The 25,223-nt window shown below is 71.0% G+C and carries 18 protein-coding genes; 4 read left to right on the forward strand and 14 right to left on the reverse strand.

All coding sequences use genetic code 11. The features are described from left to right. Positions 1-270: 270 nt before the first annotated feature. The 11 genes from BMW99_RS04905 to acnA all read right to left on the reverse strand — a co-directional run bounded on the left by BMW99_RS04905 (position 271) and on the right by acnA (position 16,837). On the reverse strand, positions 271-1,122 hold the full coding sequence (locus BMW99_RS04905; protein ID WP_069462849.1) for a DsbA family protein: 852 nt from the start codon (positions 1,120-1,122) through the stop codon (positions 271-273). A gap of 153 nt (positions 1,123-1,275) precedes the next feature. Next, positions 1,276-2,871, reverse strand: a complete 1,596-nt coding sequence (locus tag BMW99_RS04910) for an amino acid permease (RefSeq protein WP_079175935.1) — start codon at positions 2,869-2,871, stop codon at positions 1,276-1,278. A 190-nt stretch (positions 2,872-3,061) separates the two neighbouring features. Then, positions 3,062-5,026, reverse strand: a complete 1,965-nt coding sequence (dxs, locus tag BMW99_RS04915) for a 1-deoxy-D-xylulose-5-phosphate synthase (RefSeq protein ID WP_069463662.1) — start codon at positions 5,024-5,026, stop codon at positions 3,062-3,064. 195 nt (positions 5,027-5,221) lie between these two features. Beyond that, on the reverse strand, positions 5,222-6,493 hold the full coding sequence (locus BMW99_RS04920) for a sugar ABC transporter permease (protein WP_245791227.1): 1,272 nt from the start codon (positions 6,491-6,493) through the stop codon (positions 5,222-5,224). Positions 6,494-6,510: 17 nt separating this feature from the next. Then, positions 6,511-7,299: an ATP-binding cassette domain-containing protein gene (locus BMW99_RS04925; RefSeq protein WP_075016297.1), complete on the reverse strand. Its 789-nt coding sequence runs from the start codon at positions 7,297-7,299 to the stop codon at positions 6,511-6,513. A 301-nt stretch (positions 7,300-7,600) separates the two neighbouring features. Next, the gene (locus tag BMW99_RS04930; RefSeq protein ID WP_069463659.1) at positions 7,601-8,701 is read right to left on the reverse strand and encodes a sugar ABC transporter substrate-binding protein; all 1,101 of its coding nucleotides are present in this window, start codon (positions 8,699-8,701) and stop codon (positions 7,601-7,603) included. Between the two features lie 139 nt (positions 8,702-8,840). Continuing rightward, positions 8,841-10,043: an ROK family transcriptional regulator gene (locus BMW99_RS04935; RefSeq protein WP_075016298.1), complete on the reverse strand. Its 1,203-nt coding sequence runs from the start codon at positions 10,041-10,043 to the stop codon at positions 8,841-8,843. A 296-nt stretch (positions 10,044-10,339) separates the two neighbouring features. After that, positions 10,340-11,287 carry a carbohydrate ABC transporter permease gene (locus BMW99_RS04940; RefSeq protein WP_069465806.1) on the reverse strand — a complete coding sequence of 316 codons (948 nt, stop codon included), beginning with the start codon at positions 11,285-11,287 and terminating at the stop codon, positions 10,340-10,342. Between the two features lie 13 nt (positions 11,288-11,300). Next, entirely contained in the window at positions 11,301-12,230 is a 930-nt protein-coding gene (locus BMW99_RS04945; protein WP_069465807.1) for a carbohydrate ABC transporter permease, read from the reverse strand. 83 nt (positions 12,231-12,313) lie between these two features. Further along, entirely contained in the window at positions 12,314-13,711 is a 1,398-nt protein-coding gene (ngcE, locus tag BMW99_RS04950; protein ID WP_069465808.1) for an N-acetylglucosamine/diacetylchitobiose ABC transporter substrate-binding protein, read from the reverse strand. A 411-nt stretch (positions 13,712-14,122) separates the two neighbouring features. Next, positions 14,123-16,837, reverse strand: coding sequence for an aconitate hydratase AcnA (acnA, locus tag BMW99_RS04955; protein WP_069465809.1), 2,715 nt, complete (start codon positions 16,835-16,837; stop codon positions 14,123-14,125). Between the two features lie 581 nt (positions 16,838-17,418). Between acnA and BMW99_RS04960 the strand changes: the two genes are divergently transcribed. From BMW99_RS04960 to BMW99_RS04970, 3 genes are all read left to right on the forward strand, one after another. After that, positions 17,419-18,258, forward strand: a complete 840-nt coding sequence (locus tag BMW99_RS04960) for a class I SAM-dependent methyltransferase (protein ID WP_069463883.1) — start codon at positions 17,419-17,421, stop codon at positions 18,256-18,258. Beyond that, positions 18,255-19,505: a hypothetical protein gene (locus BMW99_RS04965; RefSeq protein ID WP_141726162.1), complete on the forward strand. Its 1,251-nt coding sequence runs from the start codon at positions 18,255-18,257 to the stop codon at positions 19,503-19,505. Before BMW99_RS04960 ends, BMW99_RS04965 begins: the two co-directional genes overlap by 4 nt. A gap of 137 nt (positions 19,506-19,642) precedes the next feature. Then, positions 19,643-21,172 carry a UDP-N-acetylglucosamine 1-carboxyvinyltransferase gene (locus BMW99_RS04970; RefSeq protein ID WP_069463879.1) on the forward strand — a complete coding sequence of 510 codons (1,530 nt, stop codon included), beginning with the start codon at positions 19,643-19,645 and terminating at the stop codon, positions 21,170-21,172. A gap of 39 nt (positions 21,173-21,211) precedes the next feature. Here BMW99_RS04970 and BMW99_RS04975 read toward each other — a convergent pair whose 3' ends face one another. Further along, entirely contained in the window at positions 21,212-22,219 is a 1,008-nt protein-coding gene (locus tag BMW99_RS04975; RefSeq protein ID WP_069463880.1) for a helix-turn-helix domain-containing protein, read from the reverse strand. A gap of 359 nt (positions 22,220-22,578) precedes the next feature. On the opposite strand from BMW99_RS04975, the gene BMW99_RS04980 reads away from it, so the two are divergent. Beyond that, the gene (locus tag BMW99_RS04980; RefSeq protein ID WP_069463881.1) at positions 22,579-23,397 is read left to right on the forward strand and encodes a DUF2785 domain-containing protein; all 819 of its coding nucleotides are present in this window, start codon (positions 22,579-22,581) and stop codon (positions 23,395-23,397) included. On the opposite strand, the gene BMW99_RS04985 is transcribed toward BMW99_RS04980, so the two are convergent. Further along, positions 23,379-23,822 carry a RidA family protein gene (locus tag BMW99_RS04985; protein ID WP_069463882.1) on the reverse strand — a complete coding sequence of 148 codons (444 nt, stop codon included), beginning with the start codon at positions 23,820-23,822 and terminating at the stop codon, positions 23,379-23,381. The genes BMW99_RS04980 and BMW99_RS04985 overlap by 19 nt on opposite strands. Beyond that, a complete protein-coding gene (locus BMW99_RS04990) occupies positions 23,819-24,883 on the reverse strand; it encodes an acyl-CoA dehydrogenase family protein (protein ID WP_075016356.1) in 1,065 nt (354 codons plus the stop codon). The genes BMW99_RS04985 and BMW99_RS04990 overlap by 4 nt, the downstream gene beginning before the upstream one ends. Positions 24,884-25,223 lie beyond the last annotated feature (340 nt).

The raw sequence follows: 25,223 nt of genomic DNA on the forward strand, positions 1-25,223 counted from the left end.
TGCCGCCCACGTCCGCCACGACCCCGTCACGACCCCGCCACGGCCCCTCACGGCGCGCTCACGGCCCCGCGGTGCCCGCCGGGGGAAGGTGCGCCGGGGCCAGCAGGACGATCGTCAAGTCCCGTACGAGAGAGGTGCGTTCGTAGTCGTCGAGGTCGGCGAGGCCGTGCCACCCGACCGAGCGGGCGCACGAACGGCCCGTTCCGGCAGGGACTCCTGCGGAACGGGCCGTTCGGGAAGGTGCTGCGTGCCCGGCGGGTGACCCCGGTGTCAGCCCACCATCGTGCTGGTCGGCGACGGCGTCGCCTGGACCGCGATCACGTGCTTGGCCTCGGCCAGGATCATCGACCGCAGCTTCTGCGGCGAGACGCCCGAGACGTCCTTCACCGGCTTGTTGTCGATCTCCACGGCCGGCACGTCACCGAGCCCGGAGGCGGCGAAGTCGGTCTGCGAGGTGCTCACCCAGCCGATGTGGTCGCCCTGCTCGATGCACGGCTCGAACGTCTGCATCTTGATCTTGTGGGCCTTCAGCGCGAGGTTCTTCAGGAACGCCTCGTGGGCCAGCGAGTCGGTCTGCGGGTCCGGCTGGTGCCGGAACACCTGGTCCACGAACTGCGTGAACCGGGTCTGGTCCTGGGCGCAGGCCGCGGCCGCGGCCGCCTTCAGCGAGCCGTCGCCGCCGTACTTCTTGTCGGACGCGGTCACCAGGCGGTAGTGGATCTGCACCTGACCGGTCGTCAGCAGCTGGGTCAGCATCGGCGAGTACTCGTCGTAGAACGCCTTGGAGACCGGGCTGCGCAGGTCCTCGTAGACGGTGACGGTCACCGGGACGGTCGGGTGCACCGGCACGTCGAGCTTGGGGCCCTTGGGGGTGTCGGTGGGGCTCGGGCTCACCTGCGGGCCGGTCGGGACCACCACCGGGGCTGCGGCGCCGGTCGGCTCCTTGACCTTGGTGTCCTTGTTGCCGCGCACGTGGGCGCCGATGACGGCGGAGCCGCCGAAGACCACGGCCATCACCACCAGGGTCATCGCGTAGGGACGCACCCGGTCCAGCGGGGTCTTCCGCTTCTTCTTGCCGGGGACAGCCGCGTCTCCGGCCTGGGGGCCCTTGGACTCCGTCATGACTACGCCACCTCGATCATCCCGCACTGCTCTCGCGCATTTCTACCACCGCTCGCGCCTGTGCCCGAATTCCGGGTGCCCTCAGCGGCCGGCGGCCCTGCTCACGGCGCTGCCCGGCGTGCGCGAGGTGCCCTCCGTCACCGTTACCGCCCGTTACCGCGGCGGCGCTTCCCGCGCTCCCGCGGCCTCCTCCGCGTCGCGCACCGCCGCCGGCTCCCGCGTCCCGCCGCGGGCCAGCCGGCTGTGCGAGCGGCCGTAGCCGACGTAGACGACGAGGCCGGCCAGCATCCAGCCGGCGAAGCGCAGCCAGGTCTCGGCGCTGAGGTTGATCATGAGCCACAGCGACGCGCACACCGACAGCGACGGGAGGACCGGCACCCAGGGCGCCCGGAAGGCCCGGTGCAGGTCGGGGCGGGTGCGGCGGAGCACGATGACGCCGACGGCGACGACGACGAAGGCGAAGAGGGTGCCGATGTTCACCATCTGCTCCAGCTCGCCGACGGTGAAGAAGCCGGCGATCAGCGCCACGACCACGCCGAGCAGCACGGTGGTGCGGTACGGGGTGCCGTACCGGGGGTGGACCTGGGAGAAGGCCCGCGGCAGCAGGCCGTCGCGGCTCATCGCGAAGAACACGCGGGTCTGGCCGAGCAGCAGGATCATCACCACGGACGTGAGGCCGACCGCGGCCCCGAAGCTGATCAGGCCCGACCAGAAGGGCGCCCCGACCGCCTTGAAGGCGTTGGACAGCGGCGCGCTGGTGTCCAGGTCGGAGTACTTCTGCATGCCCGTGACGACCAGCGAGACGGCGACGTACAGGGTCGTGCACAGGATCAGCGAGCCGAAGATGCCGCGCGGCATGTCGCGCTGCGGGTTGCGGGTCTCCTCGGCGGCGGTCGCCACGATGTCGAAGCCGATGAACGCGAAGAACACCACCGCGGCGGCCGAGAAGATCCCCATGACGCCGAAGGACGAGGGCGTGAAGCCGAACACCACCTGCACCAGCGGGGCGTGCAGCGTGGAGCCGGTGCCGGTGGTCGCCCGGGACGGCGGCAGGAACGGAGAGTAGTTGCTGCCGGTGACGTAGAAGAGGCCGGCGAAGATGACGACGAGGACCACCGTGACCTTGGTCGCCACCACCAGGCCCGTGATGCGGGCGGACAGCTTCATGCCCATCATCACGATGCCGGTGAGCACCAGGACGAGCGCGGCCGCCAGGACGTCGAAGCCGAACCTTCCGTCGCGGTGGCTGAGCGAGGCCGGCACCTCGATCCCGGCGTGCGACAGCAGGCTCGCCACGTAGCCGGACCAGCCGCCGGCCACCACGCCCGCGCCCAGGGCGAGCTCCAGCACCAGGTCCCAGCCGATGATCCAGGCCGGCAGCTCCCCGATGGAGGCGTAGCTGAAGGTGTAGGCGGAGCCGGCCACGGGGACCGTCGAGGCGAACTCGGCGTAGCACAGGGCCGCCAGCCCGCAGACGACCGCGGAGGCGACGAAGGCCAGGGACACCGCGGGGCCCGCGTACTCCTTGGCGACCGAGCCGGTCACCACGAAGATGCCGGTGCCGACGATGACGCCGACGCCGTACACGACGAGGTCCAGCGCGGACAGTTCCTTGCGCAGCCCGTGCTCGGGCTCCTCGGTGTCCGCGATGGACTGCTCGACGGTCTTGGTGCGGAAGGCTCCGCGCGCCGGCCGCTGCGGGGCCGCACCGCCGCCGCTGCCGTCGCGGGAACCGATGTCCAGGCCCATGGGGCCACCTCCAGGCGTCCGCCGGCCCCGACCGGGCCGGCAGTCGCCACTCCACTGGCGCGGCGGCCGCGCACCCGGACAGGCGCGCCCACGGGTACGCCCACGGCACAGGGGGTCCACCCCTGCGGGTGAACCCCCTGGTGGGGCGCTGACGGCGGCGCGCGGCGCGTGGCCGTCAGCGGTGGCCGGATCAGTCCCGGGCGATCTCCGGGGCCGCCTCCGCGGTCTTCCCCTCGGCCGCCTCGGCCGCCTCGTCGGCCTCGTCCACGAAGCGGCCGTCGATGGTGGCGACGACGCCGGTGACCTGGCGGGCGACGGCGGGCGCGGTGAGGCCGATGGCCGCCATCACGTCCTTGCGGGAGCCGTGGGACAGGAACTCCTGCGGGATGCCGAAGTCGCGCAGCGGGACGTCCACCTCGGCGTCGCGCAGCGCCTGGGCGATCGCCGTGCCGACGCCGCCGGCCCGCCCGTTGTCCTCGACGGTGACCACGACGCGGTGCCGGGCGGCCAGGCCCGGCAGCGCCTCGTCGACCGGCTTGACCCAGCGCGGGTCGACGACCGTGGTGGTGATGCCCTGGGCGTCCAGCAGGTCGGCGATCTCCAGGCACATCGGCGCCAGCGCGCCGACCGACACCAGGAGCACGTCGGGCCGTGCCGTGCCGTCGGCGGGGGTGCGCAGCACGTCCATGCCGCCGATCCGCCCGACCGCGGGCACCGCGGGGCCCACGGCGCCCTTGGAGTAGCGGACCACGGTGGGCGCGTCCTCGACGGTGACGGCCTCCCGCAGCTGGGCGCGGACCTGGTCGGCGTCGCGCGGCGCGGCGATCCGCAGGCCGGGCACGACCTGGAGGATCGACATGTCCCACATGCCGTTGTGCGAGGCGCCGTCGCTGCCGGTGACGCCGGCGCGGTCCAGCACGAACGTCACACCGCACTTGTGCAGGGCGACGTCCATCAGCACCTGGTCGAACGCCCGGTTGAGGAACGTCGCGTAGACCGCGACGACCGGGTGCAGGCCGCCGGTGGCCAGGCCGGCCGCGGACACGGCGGCGTGCTGCTCGGCGATGCCGACGTCGTAGACCCGCTCCGGGAACTCGGCGGCGAACTTCGTCAGGCCCACCGGGTGCAGCATGGCCGCGGTGATGGCCACGATGTCCTTGCGCTCCCGGCCGAGTTCGAGCATCTCGTCGCCGAACACCGAGGTCCAGTCCGCGCCGCCGGCCGAGAGGGGCAGGCCGGTGTCGGGGTGGATCGGCGCGATGCCGTGGAAACGGTCGATCTCGTCCCGCTCGGCCGGGCGGTAGCCGCGGCCCTTCTCGGTGATGCAGTGCACGATCACCGGGCCGCGGAAGCGCTTGGCGCGCTGCAGCGCGGACTCGACGGCCTCGATGTCGTGGCCATCGATCGGACCGACGTACTTCAGGCCCAGGTCCTCGAACATGCCCTGCGGCGTGATGAAGTCCTTCAGGCCCTTCTTGGCGCCGTGCAGGGTCTCGTACAGCGGGCGGCCGATGAGCGGGGTGCGCTCCAGGAGCTCCCTGGTGCGGGCCAGGAACTGCTCGTAGCCGTCGGTGGTGCGCAGCGTCGCCAGGTGGTTCGCGAGGCCGCCGATGGTCGGCGAGTAGGACCACTCGTTGTCGTTGACGACGATGACCAGCGGGCGGTCCTTGGCGGCCGCGATGTTGTTCAGCGCCTCCCAGGCCATGCCGCCGGTCAGCGCGCCGTCACCGATCACCGCGACCACGTGGTCGTCGCGGTCCAGCAGCTCGTTGGCCTTGGCCAGGCCGTCGGCCCAGCCCAGCACGGTCGAGGCGTGGCTGTTCTCGATGACGTCGTGCTCGGACTCGGCCCGCGAGGGGTAGCCGGACAGCCCGCCCGTGCTCTTCAGCCGCGTGAAGTCCTGGCGTCCGGTCAGCAGCTTGTGGACGTAGGCCTGGTGGCCGGTGTCGAAGAGGATGCGGTCCTGCGGGGAGTGGAAGACCCGGTGCAGGGCGATGGTCAGCTCGACCACGCCGAGGTTGGGGCCCAGGTGCCCACCGGTCTTGGACACCGCGTCGACGAGGAAGGTACGGATCTCGGCCGCCAGCTCCTCCAGCTGCTGGGGGCCGAGCGGGTCCAGGTCGCGGGGTCCGTTGATACGGGTCAGCACTGCCACCCGTGCCTCCTCTTGCCTGTGGCTCTGCCTGCGGCTCGGCCTTCGCCTGTTGTGTCGCTGTGTACCGCGGTGGGTCCACCGCGCCTGTGCCTACCGGCCGGTCGGGCCGATCCGACGAGTCTAGACCGCACGAAACCGCCGGGCGGCTCTGGAGGGTCCAGGGCCGCCCGGCGGTTCGCGTGATCTGTGTCGCGGTTACGCGCGCCCGGACGACTTCTGGGTGCGACGCGAGAGCGAGTCGACGATGACAGCGGCGAGCAGAACGGCGCCGGTGATCATGTACTGGATCGACTGGTTCATGTTCAGCAGGTCGAGGCCGGTCTGGATGGACTGGATGACCAGCATGCCCAGCAGGGCGGACCAGACGTTGCCGCGGCCGCCGAAGAGGCTGGTGCCGCCGATGACGGCGGCGGCGATGGCCAGCATCAGCAGGTTGCCGCCGCCACCCTGGAGGGTGGCCGCCTGGGTCTGGCCGGCCAGGAACAGGCCGCCGATCGCCGCGAAGCCACCGGAGATGCCGAAGACCGCCATGCGGACGACGCCCACGTTGATACCGGCACGGCGGGACGCCTCGACGCTGCCGCCGAGCGCGAAGACCTTGCGGCCGAAGGTGGTGCGGCGCAGCACGAAGTCGCAGATGATCAGCGCGATCAGGAAGAACACCAGGGCGTTGGGCACACCGCCGGCGTTGTTGAGCACGATCGCCATGCCGTACGCCACGATCGCCAGCAGCACGGTGCGGAGCAGGATCTCGCCGGTGGTCCGGAACGGCACCCCCGCCTTGCGGCGGCGGCCCTGCTCGACCAGCGAGCCGGCCAGCAGCGCGGCGACACCGACGGTGGCCAGGACGTACGCACCGGCGATGTCCTGGTTCATGAAGTACGAGTTCTGCCCGAGCAGGTGGATCGGGCCCGTGTCGGCGATCTGCAGGGAGCCGGTGTCACCCAGCACCCACAGCATCAGACCGTTCCAGCCGAGGAAGCCGGCCAGGGTGACGACGAACGCTGGTACGCCGATCTTCGCGAAGAAGAATCCCTGGAAGACGCCGATACCGGCGCCGATCGCGACCGTGAGCACCAGCGCTAGCCACACGTTCATGCCATGTGTGGCGGTGAACACCGCGAACAACGCCGAGGCGAGGCCGCTGACCGACGCGACCGACAGGTCGATCTCACCCAGCAGCAGGACGAAGACCAGCCCGATGGCCAGCATGCCCGTGCCGGACAGGAAGTAGGTGATGTGGAGGACGTTTCCGGACGTCAGGAACTTGCTGCTCTGACTCTGGAAGATCACCCAGATGACGATCAGCGCGACGATGACCGGGAGGGAGCCCAGCTCGCCGCCCCTGAGCCTGCGCTTGAACTCGGTGATGTAGCCCTTGAAGCCCTCTTCGCGGACCAGCAGCCGGGGGTCGACGGCCACGACCGCCGGCGGCGGAACCTCTTCCGCCGGGATGCCCTTGTCCAGGGTGGTCTTGTCGCTGCTCACTTGGCCGCCTCCGCGTTACGCGACTGCCGACGGGTCACGGCGTTGTCCGTGGCACCGGTGATCGCCGCGATGATCTGTTCGTTCGTGGTCTCCTTCACCGGGAAGGAGCCGTTGTTGCGGCCGAGGCGCAGCACGTGGACGGTGTCCGCGACGGCGGTGACGTCGGCCATGTTGTGGCTGATGAGGATGACGCCCAGACCGCGCTCGCGGAGCCGCTCCACCAGGTCGAGGACCTGGGCGGTCTGCTCGACGCCGAGGGCGGCGGTGGGCTCGTCGAGGATGACGACCTTGGGGTCGCCGATCAGGGCGCGGGCGATCGCCACGACCTGGCGCTGGCCACCGGAGAGGCTGGCGATCGGGATCCGGACGCTGGGGATGCGGATCGACAGCGTGTTGAGCAGCTCGCGGGCGCGCTGCTCCATCGTGACCTCGTCGAGGCTGCCGAGGCGCAGCAACTCCCGTCCGAGGTACAGGTTTCCGACCACGTCGAGGTTGTCGCACAGGGCGAGGTCCTGGTAGACGGTGGCGATACCGAGCTGCTGGGCGTCCTGCGGCCGGTTGATGCTGACCGCGCTGCCCTCCCACTCGATGACGCCCTCGTCGATGGGGTGGACCCCGGCGATCGTCTTGACCAGCGTGGACTTACCGGCACCGTTGTCGCCGACCAGGGCGACGACTTCTCCGGTGTGGACCTCCAGTTCGACATCGGTGAGGGCCTGGACCGCACCGAATCGCTTGGAGACTCCGCGCAACGCCAGCACGGGCGTAGCGGACACGTGAACCATCTCCTTCGCCGCCTGACCGGCGGGGATGCCGCGTGCTGGAACAGCCGCGGAGGGAGTGCACAAGGCACAGGACTACATAGTGAACGGGGAAGCCGCAGGAGGTCTTCCTGCGATTCCCCCTCGTTTTCCCCACGTTGCGGGAATTTCTTCCCCGTTGCCCCCAGGGTTTCCGTCCGGCGCCCCGCCCCGGCAGCGGGGTGGATTGGTGGGGCGGGGCGCCGGACAGGCTCTGCGGGCGGAGGCGGCCGCACACGGGGTCCCCGGGCGTTCCGGGGTCCTTGCGGGGCCGCCGTCCTGGTTGTTACTGGATGCCGGCGGCCGTGCAGGCCGCGGCGAACTCACCGGAGCAGAGCTGGGCGGTGGTGTACAGCCCGTCCTTGATCACGGTGTCCTTGATGTTCGCCTTGGTGACCGGGGTGGCGCCGATCAGCAGGGCCGGAACGGTCTCGCCGGAAGCGCTGGTCGCGGTCGTGGTGGCGACGGACTTGAAGTCCTTGCCCTCGAGCAGGTCCACGGCGATCTCGGCGGTGGCGTTGGCCTCCGGAGCGTACGGCTTGTAGATCGTGGCCGTCTGCGCGCCGGTCAGGATCCGCTGCAGGCCCGCGAGTTCGGCGTCCTGGCCGGTCAGCGGCACGGTCATGCCGTTGCCCTTGAGGACCGTGGAGACACCGCCGGCCATGCCGTCGTTCGCCGAGTAGACGCCCTTGATGTTGCCCTTGCCGAGCTGGGTGACCGCCGCGGTCATCTTCTGGGCGGCGACCGTGTCCTTCCAGAGACCGCTCTGCTCGTAGGCGATCTTCACCTTGCCGTCGAGGACCTTGTGGGCGCCGGCCTTGAACATGGCGGCGTTCGGGTCCGCCGGGTCGCCGTCGATCATGACAACGTTCGCCGACGGCGTGGCCGCCGAGCCCATCGCGTCCAGCAGGGCCTGACCCTGCAGCTCGCCGATCTTCTCGTTGTCGTAGGAGACGTAGGCCGAGATCGGGCCCTGGGCGAGGCGGTCGTACGCGACGACCTTGATGCCCTTGTCGACCGCGGACTGGATGGAGCTCTTGATGGCCGCCGAGTCCTGCGGGTCCACGATCAGGACCTTGACACCCTTGGTGATCATGGTCTGAACCTGCTGGGCCTGCTTCTGCGGGTCGGCACCGGCGTTCGCGTACTCGACCGAGCAGTCGGAGCACAGGGACTTGATCTTGGCCTCGATCAGCGGCTTGTCGAACTTCTCGTACCGCGTCGTGGCGTTCTCCGGGAGGAGCAGGCCGATGGACTTGCCACCCTTGCTCGACGTGCTGTCGCTGCTGCTGCTGCTCTTGTCACCGGCCTTGCCGCAAGCGGCCATGGTGAAGGCGATCGAAACGGCGACCGATCCGATCGCGATGCGACGCGTCATTGCGTTCATGTGAGGTTGCCTCCCTGACAGGGCCGCAACACCGCGGCCGAGGTGCTGGTGAGTCAACTCCGGCTGACGCCATGTCGTCAAGAAGTAAACACTTAACGAGATGGCAACGACCCGTTTCGTTAGCTGTGTGAACGCTCCGTTATGCCGAGAAGGCGGGGGTGTCAACCGGGGCATTGCCATCCAAAAGGGTCGAATCGCCCATTTCGCTCAGAACCAGGGCAAGGGCTCCCAGAACCTCCGCCCTGGCGCCCAGTGCGCCGGGGACGACCGAAAGCCGTTGGGCCGCACTGGGGATGGCGTACCGCGACACGGACTCCCTGATCGGCCCCAGGACCAGCTCACCGGCCTCCGCGAGGTCGCCGCCGAGCACGACCCGGCTGGGGTTGAGCAGGTTGCACAGGCTCGCCACGCCCATCCCTATGTGGCGCCCGACGTCGCCGATGACACGGCGGCACCCCGGGTCCCCCTCCCGCCCCAGCTGCACCATGCGCGGGATCGTCAGACCCTCGCCGTGGCTGCCGCGGAGCAGTTCCAGCACGTACCGGGCGGCGGTGAAGGTCTCCAGGCAGCCGCGGTTGCCGCAGCGGCAGACCGGCCCCGACTCGTCGAGCGTGATGTGGCCGATCTCCCCCGCGGTGCCGCCGGGTCCGCGGTAGATCCGGCCGTCGATCACCAGGCCGGCGCCGACGCCGCTGGCCACCTTGATGTAGGCCAGGTCCTTGACACCGCGCCCGCCGCCCCAGACCAGCTCGCCCAGCGCCCCCAGATTGGCGTCGTTGTCCACCTGGACGGGCACGCCGAGCCGGTCGGAGAGTTCCTGGCGGGGGTTGATCCCGCTCCACCCCGGCAGGATCGCGGTGGAGCCCAGCGCCCCGGTCTCCACGTCGATCGGGCCGGGCACGCCGAGGCCGACGCCCAGCACCTTTTCCGGGCTGACGCCGGTGGACTCCACCAGCCGGGCCACCAACTGCTCGGCCCTGTCGAAGCCCTGGGACGCCGAGGCGTCCACGTCGATGGGCTCGGACTGCTCGGCGAGGACCTGGTGGGCCAGGTTGCCGACCGCGACCCGCAGGTGCGAGTGTCCGAAATCGACTCCGACGACGATTCCCGCGTCTCCCGACAGCGCCACGCTGCGGGCCCGCCGACCACCCGAGGAGGTCGGCGTGACCTGCACCGTTCCGTTGTCGCGCAGCTCGCGGACGATGTTGGACACCGTCGCCGCCGACAGCCCCGTGCTCCGCGCGATCTCGGCCTGGGTGAGCGATCCGGCGAGCCGTACGGCCCGCACCACGCGCTCCAGGTTGGCCCGGTGCAGCGACGACTGCGATCCCGGAGTCTCCACGACATCCACTCCTGCCCGGCAGGCGGAGACAGCTCCGTCTGCCCGCACGGGACGGGACTCGGGCCGGTGTCGATGTCGCCACACCCGCGAGACCCCGTCGTCTACAACATGTGAACTCTAAGTTGAGTGTTTGGTGTGATGTCCCGTCAAGGGGGAGAACCACACCGTTATGGGTTTTCCCCGGCCGGGAACGCGGACGAGCGGCTCCGCGCGATCGCGGAGCCGCTCGTCGGGACTCGTCGTTCCGGTCCCGGTCCGGCCGGGAGGTGTCGGGACGATTCGTGACAGGGCCGGGCTTACTTCAGGGTGCCCGCGGTCAGGCCGGCCTGGACCTGGCGCTGGAAGGACAGGTACACCACCAGCACGGGCAGCATCGCCACGACCATGCCGGCGAACAGCGCCGGGTAGTCGCCGGAGTAGCCCTGCTGGAGGGACAGGTTGACCAGGCCCTGGGCCAGCATCGAGCGGTCCGGGTCGGTGCTGGACTGCGGCTGCATCAGGGTCACCGGCAGGATGTACTGGTTCCACTGGCCCAGCACGTTGAAGATGCCGACGCTCAGCAGACCCGGCTTGGCCATCGGGATCATGACCTGGAAGAACGTCCTGGTGTGCGACGCCCCGTCGAGCACCGCCGCCTCGTGGATCGCCGTCGGCAGCGTCTTGAAGAACGAGTGCATGAAGAACGTGGTGAACGGCAGCGAGTACGCGATGTAGACCAGGATCAGACCCTGGTAGGTGTTGAGCATGCCGAGGTTCTTGACCATGAAGAACAGCGGCACCAGGGCGAGGAAGTACGGGAACATCGCGCCGCCGACGAACAGGAAGTAGAAGAACCTGTTGCCGGGGAAGGTGTACCGCGCCAGGACGTAGGCGACCATGGAGCCGAAGAGCATCGTCAGCGGCACCGAGAAGATCATCACGATCACGGTGTTCAGGAAGAACTTGCCGATGCCCTTGTCCCAGGCCCGGCCGAAGGAACCGAAGCTCCAGTGCGACGGCCAGGACCAGGCGCTGGAGCCGATCTCCGCATTGTTCTTGAACGCGCCGAGGATGATCCACAGCAGCGGCAGGATGATCAGGATCGCCCAGAGGATCAGGAAGCCGTGCGAGAAGACGTTGAGGACCCGGCCGCCGGCGCCGTCGTAGCGCTCGTCGTCGGCCGCCTTCTGCCCCTTGCGCAGCCCCCTGGCGTCGGGGGTCTGGTTGATCAGGCCCGCCTGCGACTCGGTGATGGGTGAGGTCATGGTGCTTCCCCGCTCAGAACTCGATGCGGTCACGGCGGGAGGCCCGCAGCGTGATCACGGACACGATCATTGTCAGCAGCATGATCATGACGCCCTGCGCACAGGCGTAGCCGCTCTTACCGAAGTACAGGAAGTTACGCATCAGGTAGGTCGACATGACCTCGCTGTGGTGGTCGGGGCCACCGCCGTAGGTTCCCTGTGTCAGGCCGGAGACCAGCGCGAAGAAGTCCATGGCGAAGATCGAGATGTACACCCACGAGGTCTGGACCGTGTCCCACAGCAGCGGGAGGGTGACCTTGAAGAAGGTCTGCGACCGGTCGGCGCCGTCGAGCAGCGCGGCCTCGTAGATGTCCTTGGGGATGGACTGCATCGCCGCCGAGAACAGCACCAGGTAGAAGCCCACACCTGCCCAGACCTGGACGCCCAGCAGGCACCACAGCACCAGGTTCGGATCGTTCAGCCACTCGATCGGGTTGTTCGCGTCCTCCAGGTGCAGCTTCGTCAGCACACCGTTGAGGAGGCCGGCCGAGTCACTCCGGTAGATCGCGCCGAACAGCACGATCAGAATGGCCACCGACAGCACCTGCGGGAAGAAGTACACGACCTTGTAGATCGACGCGCCCCGCACACCCTGGACGCCACCCGCCGTGGAGCGCCCGCCCACGTTCACCATGAAGGCGAAGAACAGGGCGAGCAGGATGGTGACGACCGGGAGGAAGATCAGAAGCAGGATGTTGTGCCACAACGCGGTCCGGAACACGCCGTCGTGGAACAGGTCCGAGTAGTTCTGGAACCCGACGAACTTGAAGGTCTGCGACTCGCCCTGCCAGTTCGTGAGCGAATAGCCGATCGTCTGAATGTACGGCCAGATCACGAACGTGATGTAGAGGACGAGCGGAACGATGAGGAACCCCACGATGAAGGGGTATTTGCGATGCTGCATGGATCCTGCTCCTGGTCGAGTGGCTGTGCCGGAGCGGGGGCCGGCAGATCTCCGGCCCCCGCCTCACGCACGCTGTCGGCGAATCAGCTCGACTTGGCCTTGGCGGCGAGCTGCTTGGCCTTGGCGACCCACTCGGCCGGCTTCAGGCGCTTGGCCATCAGCTCGGCGCTGAGGTTCTGCAGGTCCGTGTCGAACTGGCTGTTCGTGTTCGGGTAGTTGTAGTTGAACGTGTTGGTGCCCGCGGCGGTCAGCGCGGTCACGGTCGACGCGGTACCCGGACGCAGCTGGACGTCGGAGCCGACGCCGTCCTTCAGGACCGTGAGGGAGTTGGCGGCGGCGGCGAACTTGCCGGAGCCCTCCTTCGTCAGCATCATGCGCAGGAACTCCAGGCCACCGGCCTGGTTCTTGGCCTTCGCCGGGACGATGAACGGCTCGCCGGCGCCGGCGCGGATCGCGTCCGGCGGCAGCTTGTCGCCGTCGAGCGAGGGCATCGGCATGAACTTCATGTCGAAGTCGCTCGGCGTCGCCTTGAGCTGCTCGTTCTCCAGCCAGGAGCCACAGGGGATGAACGCGGCCTTGTACTGGTTCCACTTGGTCTGCGACTCGATGTGGGTCAGACCGTTGGTGCCGGGGAGCAGGTAGCCCTTGTCGACGATCTCGTAGATGGCCGTGATGCCCTTGAGGACGGCCGGGTCGTCCCACGCGGTGGGGTCGAAGGCGTCGATGCGCTTCTGCAGGTCCACGCCGCCGTTCTTGGCGATCAGGTCCATGATGGCGACGTTGATGTAGTACGGGTACTTGCCCTGGTGGGCGAAGGGCGCGATGCCGGCCTTCTTGATCTCCGCGGACAGCGACATGAAGTCGGTCCACGTCTTCGGCGCGGTCCAGCCCTTCTCCTTGAAGAGCTTGCCGGAGTACCACAGACCCCACACGGTGTAGATGTAGCTCAGCGAGTACATCTTGCCGTCGAGCGTGCCGGTCTCGATCGTGCCGGGCTGCAGCACGTCGCGGATCTTCTTGCTCGGGTCGTCGATGTACGGCGCGTCGAGCAGCGGCGTCAGGTCGGAGAGCTGGCCGTTCTTCTGCAGGACGTCGAGCTTGATCTGCTGGGCGCCCGAGTCGTCGATGACGTCCGGCGGGTTGCCGCCGTTGAAGCGCGGCTGCAGCTTGCCGGTGATGTCCTGCGTCGGCAGGACGGAGGCCTTCGAGCCCGCGTGCTTGGACTCGTACAGCTTGCCCAGCGCGGTGGCGTAGTCGTGGCCGTAACCACCGTCGAAGATGACGATGTCGAGGGCCGCGGAGTCGTTGACGCCGAAGGGGTTGTCCTTGGACGCCGCGCCCTTGGTGGGCTTGGTCGAGCTGTTGCTGTCGCTGCCACCGCTGGACGCGCACGCGCTCAGCAGACCGGCCGCGGGAACTGCCACCAGGCCAAGCGCCGCAGACCGCTTGACCAGATCCCGGCGGTTCATTTCGGATCCCATGCTCAAGTCCTCGCCTTCTCCAGGACTCATGCGGTGCAGCGGAATCCGCCGACTACCGCGAACAGTTGAAGCGTGAGTGAAGCCGTACATCCAGTGAGGCGAGGAACAATATCGAAAACGACTGGCTGAGCCACTCGTCCGCCCCCCGCGCGTCCCCGCTCCCAGCGGGTTCCTTGGACGCGACAGGTATAGTCCACTTGGCTCGGGCAGGGCAAGATCGAGACAACCCGGACCGCCAAGCTTTCCCGAGTTGAGACCTGGCCGAAACGTGGAAGGGGCAGCGGATCCGGCGTCGTGAGGGCCTCCAGGACAGCGCGAAAGGGCCGCACTCCGCCATGGCGGAGTGCGGCCCTGTGAGTGCCGCTGAGCGGCCCTGGAACCGCTGTTGGGCGGCCCGGGGACGCGCGGGCGCTACTTGCGCAGCAGCGACCGCAGCACGTACTGCATGATGCCGCCGTTGCGGTAGTAGTCCGCCTCGCCGGGGGTGTCGATCCGGACAACCGCGTCGAACTCGACACCGGTGTCGGTGGTGACCTTCACCGTGCGCGGGGTGCTGCCGTCGTTGAGCGCGGTGACGCCCGCGAAGGCGAACGTCTCCTCACCCGTCAGGCCCAGCGTCAGCGCCGTGGCGCCCTCCGGGAACTGCAGCGGCAGCACGCCCATGCCGATCAGGTTGGAGCGGTGGATGCGCTCGTAGGACTCGGCGATCACGGCCTTGACGCCGAGCAGCGCGGTGCCCTTGGCCGCCCAGTCGCGGGACGAGCCGGAGCCGTACTCCTTGCCCGCCAGGACGACCAGCGGCACGCCCTGCTCGATGTAGTTCCGGGAGGCGTCGTAGATGAACGCCACCGGGCCCCCGTCCTGGGTGAAGTCCCGGGTGAAGCCGCCCTCGGTGCCCGGCGCGATCTGGTTGCGCAGGCGGATGTTGGCGAAGGTGCCGCGGATCATGACCTCGTGGTTGCCGCGGCGCGAGCCGTAGCTGTTGAAGTCGCGCCGCTGCACGCCGTGCTCGGTGAGGTACTGCCCGGCCGGCGTGTCGGCCTTGATGGCGCCGGCCGGAGAGATGTGGTCGGTGGTGACCGAGTCGCCGAGCTTGGCCAGCACGCGGGCGCCGGCGATGTCGGTGACCGCGGCCGGCTCCATCTCCATGCCCTCGAAGTACGGGGGCTTGCGGACGTAGGTGGACTCCGCGTCCCACTCGAAGGTGTTGCCGGTGGGGATCGGCAGCGCCTGCCACTGGGCGTCGCCCGCGAACACGTCCTGGTAGGACTGGCTGAACATGTCCTGGCCGATCGCGGACGCGACCACGTCGTTGACCTCGGCCTCGGACGGCCAGATGTCGGCCAGGTAGACCGGCTTGCCGTCGGTGTCGGTGCCCAGGGCGTCCTTGGTGATGTCGACCTTCATCGACCCGGCGATGGCGTACGCGACCACCAGCGGCGGGGACGCCAGGTAGTTCATCTTGACGTCCGGGTTGATCCGGCCCTCGAAGTTGCGGTTGCCGGAGAGCACCGAGGTGACCGCCAGGTCGGCGGCGTTGACCGCCTGCGAGACCTCCTCGGGCAGCGGGCCCGAGTTGCCGATGCAGGTGGTGCAGCCGTAGCCGACCAGGTTGAAGCCCAGCTTGTCCAGGTACGGGGTGAGGTTGGCCTTGTCGAAGTAGTCGGTGACGACCTTCGAGCCGGGGGCCAGGGTGGTCTTCACCCACGGCTTGCGGGTCAGGCCACGCTCGACCGCCTTCTTGGCCACCAGCGCGGCGGCGACCATGACGTACGGGTTCGAGGTGTTGGTGCACGAGGTGATCGCGGCGACGGTGACGGCGCCGTGGTCGAGCTCGTAGCTGGTGCCGTCGGGGGCGGTGACCAGCGTCGGCTTCGTCGGCACGCCGTTGTGCGTGGCCGGGGAGTCCGAGGCCGGGAAGGACTCCTTGCCCGCCTCCTCGTCGTCCGTGACGTAGTTGCGCACGTCGACGGCGAACTGCTCGGCGGCGTTCGCCAGCACGATGCGGTCCTGCGGGCGCTTGGGGCCGGCGATGGACGGCACGACGGTGGACAGGTCCAGCTCGAGCTTCTCGGAGTAGTCCGGCTCCGCGGCCGGGTCCAGCCACAGGCCCTGCTCCTTGGCGTACGCCTCGACCAGCGCGACCTGCTGCTCGCTGCGGCCGGTCAGCTTCAGGTAGCCGAGGGTCTCCGCGTCGATCGGGAAGATCGCGGCGGTGGAACCGAACTCCGGCGACATGTTGCCGATGGTGGCGCGGTTGGCCAGGGACGTGGCGGCCACGCCCTCGCCGTAGAACTCGACGAACTTGCCGACCACGCCGTGCTTGCGCAGCATCTCGGTGATGGTCAGCACCAGGTCGGTCGCGGTGGTGCCGGTGGGCAGCTCGCCGGTCAGCTTGAAGCCGACCACGCGCGGGATGAGCATGGAGACCGGCTGGCCGAGCATCGCGGCCTCGGCCTCGATGCCGCCGACGCCCCAGCCCAGCACACCGAGGCCGTTGACCATCGTGGTGTGCGAGTCGGTGCCGACGAGGGTGTCGGGGTACGCCTGGCCGTTGCGCACCATGACCGTGCGGGCCAGGTGCTCGATGTTCACCTGGTGAACGATGCCGGTGCCGGGCGGGACGACCTTGAACTCGTCGAACGCGGTCTGGCCCCAGCGCAGGAACTGGTAGCGCTCCTTGTTGCGGCCGTACTCCAGCTCCACGTTCTGCGCGAAGGAGTCGGGGGTGCCGAAGCGGTCGGCGATCACCGAGTGGTCGATGACCAGCTCGGCCGGCGCCAGCGGGTTGATCTTCGCCGGGTCGCCGCCCAGCTCCTTGACGGCCTCGCGCATGGTGGCGAGGTCGACCACGCAGGGCACGCCGGTGAAGTCCTGCATGATCACGCGGGCCGGCGTGAACTGGATCTCCTGGCTCGGCTGGGCCTGCGAGTCCCATCCGCCGAGAGCCCGGATGTGGTCGGCGGTGATGTTGGCGCCGTCCTCGGTGCGCAGGAGGTTCTCCAGCAGCACCTTCAGGCTGTACGGCAGCCGGGCGGAGCCCTCCACCTTGTCCAGCCGGAAGATCTCATACGATTCGTCGCCCACCTGCAGGGTGCTGCGGGCGTCGAAGCTGTTCGCCGACACGACAGTCTCCTTCATGCATGTTTTTCGCGCGTACCACCGCATTGCTGCCGATCTGACGGTACGCCTCGGCAGATATCTCGATGTCGAGATAACTCTAGTACACGACCCCGCCCGGGTCATGCCCCGGCCTGGCGGGTACCCGGACGGCGCCGCCTCAAAGGCCCGCGGCGCCTGCCGGCGCGGAGGTCCGGGTCCGGGGCCCGCGGAGCCCGCGGGCCGGGCGCTCTCCCGGCGGCCGCGCGGTCACCGGCCGCGCCCGGCGGGAGGCACGGCGCGGGGCCGGGGCGCTGCCCGGTGCGGCGTGCGGCGAGACGTCCCGCCGGGCTCGGCCATCGCGGTCACGGCGTGGGCCACCCGGGTGGCCCACGCCGTACGGCACGCCCGCACGGCCCGCACGGGGGCGCGTCGCGGGACACGTCCCCGGGACACGTCCCCGGGGCACGTCGGCCGGCGCGGGCCCGCGGAACGCGTCACGCGGCAGGGCCGGCGGGCGGGCGCCGGACTTGCGCCGGGCCCATCGGGCAGTGGTACCAAGGAGGTTGACGCCGTGTCACGGCACTGACCGACGGGGGTTGTCCGGCATGCGGGATGGGGTCGAGCTGACGGCGTATCTCGTCAACGAGTCGCGGGCCCGCAGACCGGAACTGGCCGAGGACCGGCTGGCCGCGGCGTGGATCCCGGACGGCGAGCGCGGCGCGGTGCGCGAGCTGTGGGACGAGTACGCGGCCGCCGTGTACGCGCACGACGACCTGGTGGTGTCGCTGCGCGGCCGGTTCGTCGCCGACACCCTCACCAGGGCGCTGGCCGCCGATCCGGACACCGTGCTGGTGGTCTGCGGGGCGGGCTTCTCGTCCTACCCCTGGCTGCTGCCGTTCGCGCTCTCGGTCGAGGTGGACCTGCCCGACATGGTCGCGGCCAAGCGGCGGCGCGCCGCGGAGCTGGTCGGCGACGGGGTCGCCACGGGCCGCGAGGTGCACCACGTGGCCGCCGACCTGGGCAGCGCCGAGGACCGGGAGCGGCTGATCGGCACGGTCCGCGCGCTGGCCGGCGGGCGCCCGGTCGCCTACGTCGCGGAGGGCGTGCTGTTCTACCTGCCGGAGACCGACGCGGAGGCCGTGGTGACCCTGGGCGCCGGCTTCGGCACCACGGCGGTGACGGCCGTCAGCTACTGGCCGGCCGCCGCCGCGGGCAGCCGCGTGCTGGCCGAGCAGCGGCACTGGTTCCGCCGCCGCGAGGTCCCCGCGGACGCCAGCTACCTCACCCACGACCGGCTGGTGCGGCTGCTCGGCCCCGGCCTGGAGGACCTCGGGCCCGAGGACCTGCAGCGCCGCTACCTCGGCGGCGTCACGGTGCCGGAGAGCGACCTGATCCCCGAGTACGTGGCCGTCTCGTGGGCGGCGCCGCGGGGAGCCGCCGGGTGAGCGAGGTCCTGCACCTGCAGAGCAGGGCGTACCCGTTGCACCACCGTTCCCCCGACACCGGCACCGAACTCGTCGTCGTCCCCGGTCTGGGCGAACTGCGCCCGGTCGTCGGCGCGCTGCGGTCGCTCGCGTACAACCCGGACACCACCATCGAGCTGGACCTGACCACGGTGATCCGGTCCGCGGTGACGCTGCCGGGCGCCGAGATCATCGCCTGCCACGCGCGCATCCTGACCGCCGGCACCGTCCTCGTGGTGTACGCGCTGCGGCACGAACGGGACCTGCGGCAGCTCGGGCTGCACGAGCTGGACGCCCTCGACGCGCAGGTCAACCGGGTGCTGCGGGAGGCCGACTCGCCGGTGCTGACGGCCGTGCTGGCCGCATCCGTGGCCGGCGGCCTGATGGACGGCGTGGCGCTGCGGCCCGACCTGGCACTCGGCGGTGGCCGCTCCCCCATCGACCGCCAGTCCGCGCGCTACAACGCGCACTTCGTCACCGTCGATCCGCCGTGGGAGCCCGACGCCCGGGTGCCGGACCTGACCGCCGGTCCGGACTGCCGCCTCCTGCTGCCGTACACGTACGCGTGGGACCGCGATCCGGCCACCCCGCTGTTCGACCTGCTGACCATGACCGAGCCCACCGACATCGCGGTGGCCCAGCAGTCGCTGCTGGTGGGCGCGCTCATCGCGGGCCGGTGGGTGCTGGCCGACCTGGCGCACGGCCAGCCGGAGAGCACCGACGTGCACGCCTTCCGGCGCTTCCTGGACGGCCTGTGGTCCGACTTCCACCACCTGGACGGCTACCGGATCGAGTCGACGCAGGCGCACCGGGCCAGCTATCTGGCGGCCCGCGAGGTGATCGGCCTGGACGACACCCAGGAGCGGGCCGACAAGCTGCTCGGCTACGTCTCCAACTCGCTGCTGGCCGCGGCGTCGCAGCGCTCCGAGGAGCTGGACGCCCGCCTCAACCGCGTGGCCGCGGCGCTGGCGGTGGTGAGCGCCGCGTCGTTCGGCCTGGACATCGCGGTGTTCGTGCTGCCCCAGGTGTCGCTGGCCACGAAGCTCGGGGTGGTCGTCGGCCTGCTGGGCATGGCGGTCTCGTGCCTGATGGCGGTCATCGTCCCCCGTTCGGCCCGACGCTCGGCGCGCCGCCGTCTGCTGGACCGGACGGTGCCGAGGCCCCGTACGCCGGGCGGTCTGGCCGTTCCCGGCGACGACGAGGCGCTGTTCGCCCCGCAGGGCCCGTGACCGCCGCCGGGCGGCACGCCCGGGGCGGAGGTACCGTGCTCACGCGGGCTGCGGGGAATGTACGGAATCCGTTCTGGGGCTGTCACGAATGGACGCCCCCGAATGGCCGTATCTCACCTATGAGATAGCCTCGCGGTATGACCGACGACTACCTCGCACGTATCGGCAGGCTCATCCGTGACGCACGGCAGCACCGTGGCTGGACTCAGGCGCAACTCGCCGAAGCGCTGAGCACCAGCCAGAGCGCCGTCAACCGTATCGAACGAGGCAATCAGAACATCAGCCTTGAGATGATCGCGCGTATCGGCGAGGCACTGGACAGCGAGATCGTCTCGCTCGGCTACGCCGGGCCGATGCATCTGCGCGTCGTCGGCCGCCGGCGGCTGTCCGGCTCGATCGACGTCAAGACGAGCAAGAACGCGTGCGTGGCGCTGCTGTGCGCGACGCTGCTGAACGCCGGGCGCACCACGCTGCGCCGCGTCGCGCGGATCGAGGAGGTCTACCGGATCCTCGAGGTGCTCGGCAGCATCGGCGTCCGCACCCGCTGGATCAACGACGGCAACGACCTGGAGATCGTGCCGCCGGCCGAGCTGCAGCTCGACGCGATGGACACCGAGGCCGCCCGCCGCACCCGCAGCGTCATCATGTTCCTCGGCCCGCTGCTGCACCGCACCGACCGCTTCCGCATCCCGTACGCGGGCGGCTGCGACCTGGGCACCCGCACGGTGCAGCCGCACATGAACGCGCTGCGCCACTTCGGGCTCGACGTCACCGCCACCGACGGCTCGTACCACGCCGTCGTGGAGCGGGACATCGTGCCGAACCGGCCGATCGTGCTGACCGAGCGCGGCGACACCGTGACGGAGAACGCGCTGCTGGCCGCCGCCCGCCACGAGGGCGTCACCGTCATCCGCAACGCCAGCTCCAACTACATGGTCCAGGACCTGTGCTTCTTCCTGGAGGAGCTGGGCGTGCGGGTCGAGGGCATCGGCACCACCACCCTCACCGTCTACGGCACCGGCCACATCGACCGCGACGTGGACTACGCGCCGTCCGAGGACCCGGTCGAGGCGATGAGCCTGCTGGCCGCGGCCGTGGTCACCGAGTCGGAGCTGACGATCCGCCGGGTGCCGATCGAGTTCATGGAGATCGAGCTCGCGGTCCTGGAGGAGATGGGCCTGGACCACGAGCTGACCCCGGAGTACCGCGCGGACAACGGCCGCACCCGGCTGGTCGACCTCACGGTGCGGCCGTCCAAGCTCAGCTCGCCCATCGACAAGATCCACCCGATGCCGTTCCCCGGCATCAACATCGACAACGTGCCCTTCTTCGCGGCGATCGCGGCCACCGCCCAGGGCTCGACGCTCATCCACGACTGGGTCTACGACAACCGCGCGATCTACCTGACGGAGCTGACCCGGCTGGGCGCCCAGGTCAAACTGCTGGACCCGCACCGGGTCCTGGTCGAGGGCCCGACCCGGTGGCGGGCCGCCGAGATGATGTGCCCGCCCGCGCTGCGCCCCGCCGTCGTCGTGCTGCTGGCGATGATGGCCGCCGAGGGCACGTCCGTGCTGCGCAACGTCTACGTCATCAACCGCGGCTACGAGGACCTGGCCGAGCGCCTCAACTCGATCGGCGCGCAGATCGAGACGTTCCGCGACATCTGATCCGCCGCCCGGCGCCGGCGGCCCCGGCCGGCGGCGCGTTCACCGCCGTCCGGCCGGCTGCGGCGCCGCGCCGTCGCCGTCGGCGTCGGCGTCGAGGGCGTCGGCCAGCCAGGTGTACGCGGCGACCCGGGACACCGGGGGCTCCTGCCCGTGCATCACGGCCAGCAGGCCGCGGTAGCGCTCCAGACGGTCGTCGATACCGGCGTCCAGCCGGGCCCGGACCCGGCCGCGCACCACGGAGCGCCGCTCCGGCCCGGGGTGGCCGAGCAGGCGGTCGACGACCTCGGTCGCCTGCGGCGAGTGGGGGGCGACACCCGCGCGCAGGGCCGCGCCGACGGTGCGGTCCAGATTCACCGCGAACCGCCGGTGCGGGTCCGGCTCCCGACCCGGCGCGGCTCCGGAGACCGGGGTCGCCCCGCCGCCCGGCCCGGGTTCGCTGTGCTCCGCGGCCCGGCGGGCGAGCCGCTCGAACTCCGGATCGGCCAGCAACTCCGAGAGTTCCAGCCAGGCGTCCAGTTGCTGCTGCGTGGGGTCGTCCGGCAGCCGGTGGCCGCCGCCGGTCAGCCGCTCGCGCAGGTGCGAGCCGCCCGCGAGGTCCGCGCAGACGCGTGCGGCGAAGTCGTCGATGATCTGCTGCCGTTCCCGTGCCGACAGCCGTGCCATACGGTGCAGCCGGTCCATGTGCCCTGGCTCCTCTCGATCTCCCGCGGCGATGGCGGACAGCACGGCGCGGCGCAGCCGCAGAGCGGCGATCTCGGCGTCCAGCGCCGCGAGATGGACCGCGGCCACCTCGGCCACGCTGCTCTCGCGGTCGAGGACCTGCCGCACCTCGGCGTGGCTGAGACCCAACGCCCGCAGCGTGGCGACCAGTTCCAGCCGGGCCAGGGCCGCCGCGTCGTACAGCCGGTGGCCGCCCGCGCTGCGGGCGGACTCCGGGACCACTCCGGCCTCCGCCCAGTACCGGATCGTGCGCACCGGCAGTCCGGTCCTGCGGGCGAGATCGCCGATGGTGAGCAGCGGGGACGCCGCCGCGTGCGTGCCGTCCATGGGGTCGAGTCTGCGACTTCCACCCGCTGGAGATGCAAGCCCGGCACCGGACCTTCTCCGGCCTCCCGCCTCCCTCGCCCCGGGACCGGCTACCGCCCGCTACCGCAGGCAGGCCGAGCGAAGTGCACCGACGCCTCCGGCCGGGGGCCGGACCGGATGTGGCCGGCCGGGGCGGAGATCCGTGGACGGCGTCGAGACGGTGCCGCTCGTGGGCCGTTCGGCGGTGCCCACCCGCCTGTTACGGCTCCGTCCGAGTGTCGGCGCCGGACCCGGCCCGGTGGGCCGGGGTGGCGGCCCGCGTCGTGGGTCGCGGGCGGCGGCTGGTGGCATGCGGTGGGGTCCCGTGGCAGGGTGGCGCGATGCGTACGGATCCTGTGGACTGGCCGGGCCTCGCCGGCGACGGCTTCCCGTTCCCCAGCCGCCTGCCCGCGGATGAACTCGCCGCGGAACTGGCGGAGATGCTGGTGTCGCCCGACCCGCGGGTGCGGGACGACCACGCCTACACCGCGGCCGCGCGGTGGATCCGGGCGGGGCACCTGGACGCGGTGCTGGCGGCGATGGGCGACACCGCGGCGGAGCGTCTCGGGCATCCCGACGTCCAGGCGCGCACGTTCGCGCCGCTGATCCTCACGCGCGTGCTGGCCCGCGGACGGGACGTGCCGGGTGCGGTGCCCGAGCCGGCAGTGCGCCGCTGGTACGCGGCGTTCACCGCCTGGTTCCCGGCCGAGACCGACACCCGGGGCTGGGACGACGCGCTGGGCTGGCTGCACGCCGTGGCCCACGGCGCCGACGCCGCCGCGGCGTTCGCCGCCGCGCTGCCCGACCGCCGCACCGAGCTGCTGGAGACGTGCGCGCGCCGGATGACGGCGGGCGGCACCGCCCACCGCTACGTCCAGTTGGAGGACGCCCGCCTGGCCGCGGCGATCACCCGCGTCCTGCTCGCGCCCGGCCTGGACGCGGCCCAGGCCACCGGCTGGCTGGACGTCGTCATGGCGGCGTTCGAGGGCGGCGGCCCCGGTGCCGTCCCGCCGTGGGCGTTCAACACGTTCGCCACGCTCCAGTCCCTGCACCTGCACCTGAACCGCGGCCTGGCCGACGGCGGCGTGCCGCCACACGCCGGCGCGGTGTCGGCGCGGGTGCTGGAGGTGCTGCGGCTGCCCTACGGCTGGCTGGGCTGAACCGGCGGTCCCGGCAGCACGGCGATGCCGTCGAGTTCGATCAGGGCCTCCTCGTCCCACAGGCGGACCACGCCCACCAGCGCCATCGCGGGGTAGTCCCGGCCCGCCGACTCCCGCCAGATCCGGCCGAGTTCGGGGGCGTGCGCCCGGTACGCGGCGACGTCGGTGGTGTAGACGGTGACGCGTGCCAGGTCGGCCGGGGTGCCGCCGGCGGCGCGCAGCGCGGTCAGCAGGTTGGCCAGCGCGCGGGCGAACTGGGCGGGGAGGCCGTCCCCGGTGACGACGCCGTCCGCGTCCAGCGCGGTCTGCCCGGCGAGCATGACGAGGGTGCCGCCGGTCGCGGTGACCGCGTGGGAGAAGCCGCTCGGCGGGGCGAGCCCGGGCGGGTTGACGCGGTGCAGGGCCGGCCGTGAGATGTCGGTCATCGGTACAGCTCCCGGGCGATGATGGTGCGCTGGACTTCGCTGGCGCCCTCGTAGATCCTCGGTGCCCGCACTTCGCGGTACAGGTGTTCCAGCAGGTGGCCGCGGCGCAGGGCGCGGGCGCCGTGGATCTGCACGGCCGTGTCGACCGCGAACTGCGCGGTCTCGGTGGCGTAGAGCTTGGCCATCGCCGCACGTGCGGTGACGTCGGGAGCGCCCGCGTCGTACGCGGCGGCCGCCGCGTACACCAGCAGGCGGGCGGCCTCGACGCGGGTGGCCGTCTCGGCCAGCGGGTGGGACACCGCCTGCAGGTCCTTCAGCGGTCCGCCGAACGCGGTGCGTTCCCCCGCGTGGGCGACCGCCGCGTCGAGCGCGGCCTGCGCCATGCCGACCGCGAACGCGCCGACGCTGGGCCGGAAGAGGTCGAGGGTGCCCATCGCCACCCGGAAGCCGTGGGCCTCCTCGCCGAGCAGGTCGTCGGTGCCGACCGGCACCCCGTCGAAGTCCAGGCGCCCGATCGGGTGCGGGGAGAGCATGTCGAGCGGCTCGCCGGACAGGCCGGGCCGGTCGGCGGGGACGGCGAACGCGGTGACGCCGCGGGCGCCGGCGCCGGGCCGGGTGCGGGCGAACACCGTGTAGACGTCGGCCTCGGGCGCGTTGGAGATCCAGCACTTCTCACCGGTCAGCCGCCAGCGGCCGGGGCCGTCCGGTTCCGCGGCCAGGCGGAGGGCGCCGGCGTCGGAGCCCGCGGCCTCCTCGCTGAGCGCGAAGGCGGCGACCGCCCGTCCGGCCGCGACCTCCGGCAGCCAGCGGGCGGCGATCGCGGGCGCGTGGAGCAGCGGGTGGGCGCCGAGGCCCTGGAGGGCCAGCGCGGTCTCCGCCTCGGTGCACTCGCGGGCCAGCGACTCGCGCAGTACGCACAGGTCCAGCGCGGAGGGTGGCCGGCCGGCGGGCAGGGCGCGGGCGATCAGCCCGGCGTCGGCGAGCCCGGCGAGCAGCGCCCGGTTCACCCGGCCGGGCGCGCGGGCGGGTACGGAGGGGGCCGAGGGGGCGGACGGTGCCATGGTGGACGTGACGGCCAGCCCGCCGGAGCCCCCGGTCCCGGCGCCGGCCCGGGCCTCGGCGCCGCCCTCCGCTCCGGTCCCGGGCGAAGCTCCGGTCCCGGCGCGGGCCTTGGCACCGGGGTCGTCGAACATCTCGGTGGCCAGCGGACGCAGCCGTTCCCGCGCGATCGCCCGCACCTCCTCGGCCCACGCGGCGCGGGCCGGATCGAGCCCGAATCGGGCAACGGGGTGCTCAGAAGAATCCATCACTCACACCCTTATCGCGTTCAGTTGACTGTCGTCATGAACACGTTACGCTGAAAACCGTCCGCCTTCAGGTGCCGACGAGGGGCTCTGCCGC

Origin of the sequence: Actinacidiphila rubida (assembly GCF_900110255.1) — a bacterium.
GTDB lineage: Bacteria > Actinomycetota > Actinomycetes > Streptomycetales > Streptomycetaceae > Actinacidiphila > Actinacidiphila rubida.